Origin of the sequence: Propionicimonas sp. (assembly GCF_047606205.1) — a bacterium.
Taxonomy (GTDB): domain Bacteria; phylum Actinomycetota; class Actinomycetes; order Propionibacteriales; family Propionibacteriaceae; genus Propionicimonas.
The window spans coordinates 1-3,364 of sequence record NZ_JASGES010000142.1 but is presented as its reverse complement, the minus strand read 5'-3'; the positions used below and the strand labels follow the sequence as shown (position 1 = coordinate 3,364).

The window sequence follows — 3,364 nt, the reverse complement described above, 5'->3', positions numbered from 1 at the left end:
GTCTCGTGGACGACCTGGTCGCCGCCGACGCGCGGCGCCGCTCGCTGATCGCGTCCTCGGAGACGATGCGGGCCGAGCAGAAGGAACTCTCCCGGCAGGTGCCGAAGGCGTCCGCGGAGGAGAAGCCGGTACTGCTCGCCCGCACGCGTGAACTCGCGCAGCAGGTGAAGGACGCGGCCGCTGAGGCCGAGGCCGCCAAGATCACCTTCGACGACCTGATGCTGCGGCTACCCAACCTCGTCATCGACGGCGTCCCCACCGGCGGCGAGGACGACCTGTACGTGCTCGAGACCATCGGCACCCCCCGGGACTTCGCCGCCGAGGGCATCGAGGTCAGAGACCACATCGAGATCGCCGAGGGACTGAAGGCGATCGACATGGAGCGCGGCTCGAAGGTGTCCGGCGCTCGGTTCTACTTCCTCACCGGTGTCGGCGCGCAACTGGAGTTCGCGCTGCTGAACCTGGCCATGGCCAAGGCCGCCGAGTGGGGCTTCACCCCGATGATCCCGCCGGCGCTCGTGCGTCCGTCGGCCATGGAGGGGACGGGTTTCCTCGGCCAGGCGGCCGAGGACGTCTACTACCTCGAGCGCGACGACCTCTACCTGGTCGGGACGAGCGAGGTCGCGCTGGCCGCCTACCACTCCGAGGAGATCCTGGACGCGGCCTCCCTGCCGCGGCAGTACGTCGCGTTCTCGCCCTGTTATCGGCGCGAGGCCGGCTCGTACGGCAAGGACACCAAGGGCATCTTCCGGGTTCACTGGTTCGACAAGGTCGAGATGTTCATCTACTGCGACCCGGCCGACGCCGAGGCGTGGCACGAGAAACTTCTCGGCTTCGAGAAGGAGTTCATCAGGCTGCTGGAGATCCCGTTCCAGGTGCTCGACGTCGCCTCGGGCGACCTCGGCCTCTCGGCGGCCCGCAAGTACGACTGCTACGGCTACGTCCCCAGCCAGGGCCGGTACCGCGAGATCACCTCCACCTCGAACTGCACCGAGTTCCAGGCCCGCCGGCTGAACATCCGGATGCGGGACGGGGACACGGTGTCCTCGCTGGCCACCCTGAACGGCACACTGTGCTCGATGGCCCGCCCGATCATCATGCTGCTGGAGAACCACCAGCAGGCTGACGGCTCGGTGTACGTGCCGGCGGCGCTGCGTCCCTACCTCGGCGGGCGGGAGTACCTCGCTCCGACCGCCTGACCTCGCCTTCCTGCCGCAGACTCCGACCACCTGGGGACGGTTCTCTCCTCGGTCCACCGTCACGCCACGGGAAGAGCTCCGGACCGAGTGGGGGACGGTTCTCTTTTCGGTTCAGCCTCGACCCAGGTGAGGGGTGGTGGACCGAGTAGGGAACCGTCCCCGATTCGGTCCAGGGGTCGGGTCGGGTGGGGGTGGACCGAGTAGAGAACCGTCCCCGATTCGGTCCGCGTCCCGGTTTCGGTCCGGAGTTGACGCTGCGTTTACGTCGGCGTCGGATACTGGCGGCGTCCGAAGGGAGTTCGATGGGTGCCGTCCTGGTCATCGACGACGACCCGCACATCCGCGAGCTGGTCGCCGCTCTGCTCGACCGCGCGGGGTTCACCAGCGTCTCCGCTTCCGATGGACGCGAGGGCCTGCGCGTCCTCGGTGAGACCCAGGTCGACCTGTGCATCGTCGACGCGATGATGCCGCACCTGGACGGCGTCGGGTTCTGCCGCTCCGCCCGCCGCTACCACCCAGAGCTGCCGCTGCTGATGCTGACGGCGAAGGGCCAGCTGGGCGACAAGGCGCGCGGGTTCGAGGCGGGGGCCGACGACTACCTGGTCAAGCCGTTCGAGGGCGCGGAGCTGGTCATGCGGGTGCGGGCGCTGCTGCGCCGCTACCGCAAGGTGGTGGACGCCACTGCCCGCGCCGGGCGGCTGGTCCTCGACAACGGCAGCCACGTGGCGACGCTGGACGGTGCCGGGTTCGACCTGCCGCTGAAGGAGTTCGATCTGCTCTTCCTGCTCGCCGCGCACAAGGGAAGAACGCTGACCCGGGACTTCATCCTCGACGAGGTGTGGGGCTACGGGTTCGAGGGCAACTCCCGCACTCTCGACGTCCACATCAACCGGCTCCGCGACCGATTCGGCGAGGACAAGGGCTTTCGGATCGCCACGGTCCGGGGCCTCGGCTACCGGCTGGAGGACGCCCCGTGACCGGGCCTGACGGACGTCGCACCGAGCATCCCCGGACCGAGCGGGCTCGACTCGACCGCGCCCGGACCGAGCGGGCTCGACTCGACCGTGCCCGCACCGAGCGGGCGCGTCCGGAGCGTCAGCGTCCCTCGGTCTGGGAGATCCTGCGCAACCTCGCCCTCACCCTGCTCGCGCTCTCGGCGGGCTGGTGGCTCGCCAATTTCGTCTTCGGGGTGGTCGGCCGCCCTCCGGAACTGATCGCCTACCTGATCTCGATCGCCCTCACCGTGTTTCTCGCCGGAGTCACGGCGATGATCATCGGCCGCCTGACCGGACGGTTGGGCGACGAGCCGGAACGGCTCTGGAAGGACCTCGGCGACGCGATGGAGCGGATCGCCCACGGCGACTTCTCGGTCCGGCTGGCCTCACCCCGCAACGGCGCGTTCGCCGAGGTCGTCGAGTCGGTGAACCGGATGGCCGCCGGCCTGGGCAGCGTCGAACAGCAACGCCAGGAGTTCATCTCCAACGTGTCGCACGAGATCCAGTCGCCGCTCACCTCGATCAGCGGGTTCGCGTCCCTGCTGCGGGACGGGAGCCTCGACGACGCCACCCGCCAGCACTACCTGGATGTGATCGCGGCGGAGGCCGGACGGCTCTCCCGGCTGAGCGACAACCTTCTGCGCCTGTCCGCCCTCGACAGCGCCGACGACATCGAGCGCGCCGACGTCGCGGTGGACGAGCAGCTGCGCAGCGTGGTGCTGATGCTCGAGCCGCAGTGGTCGGCCAGGGAGCTGGAGGTGGAGTTGGACACCGCTCCTGTGATGGTGCGGGCGGACGCCGACATGCTGCACCAGGTCTGGATCAACCTCGTCAACAACGCCGTCCGGTACACCCCGCCGGGCGGCCGGGTGCGAATCTCGGTCGCCGCAGGGCCGGACACCTGCGAGGTCGCCGTCGCCGACACGGGAGTGGGCATCGACGCCGACGACCTGCCGCGGGTCTTCGAGCGGTTCTTCCGCGCCGACAAGGCGCGGTCGGGCGAGGGGAGTGGGCTGGGGCTGTCGCTGGTACGCCGGGTGGTCGACCTCCACGGCGGCACGGTCTCGGTGGCGAGCGAGCCGGGCGTCGGGTCCACCTTCACCGTCTCGCTGCCCGCGTCCGCGTCCGCGTAGGCCGCCGCCGGACCGGGCCCGCGCCGGGGCGCCGCGG

3 protein-coding genes are annotated in these 3,364 nt (G+C 69.9%); all 3 read left to right on the top strand.

What is annotated here, in order from left to right:
* Positions 1-1,199 (top strand): serine--tRNA ligase (gene serS / locus QM633_RS09150; RefSeq protein ID WP_415153445.1); only part of this gene is annotated, 1,199 nt, incomplete at its 5' end.
* 302 nt (positions 1,200-1,501) lie between these two features.
* Positions 1,502-2,176: a response regulator transcription factor gene (locus tag QM633_RS09145; RefSeq protein ID WP_415153444.1), complete on the top strand. Its 675-nt coding sequence runs from the start codon at positions 1,502-1,504 to the stop codon at positions 2,174-2,176.
* Positions 2,173-3,327: a sensor histidine kinase gene (locus QM633_RS09140; protein ID WP_415153442.1), complete on the top strand. Its 1,155-nt coding sequence runs from the start codon at positions 2,173-2,175 to the stop codon at positions 3,325-3,327. The genes QM633_RS09145 and QM633_RS09140 overlap by 4 nt, the downstream gene beginning before the upstream one ends.
* Positions 3,328-3,364 lie beyond the last annotated feature (37 nt).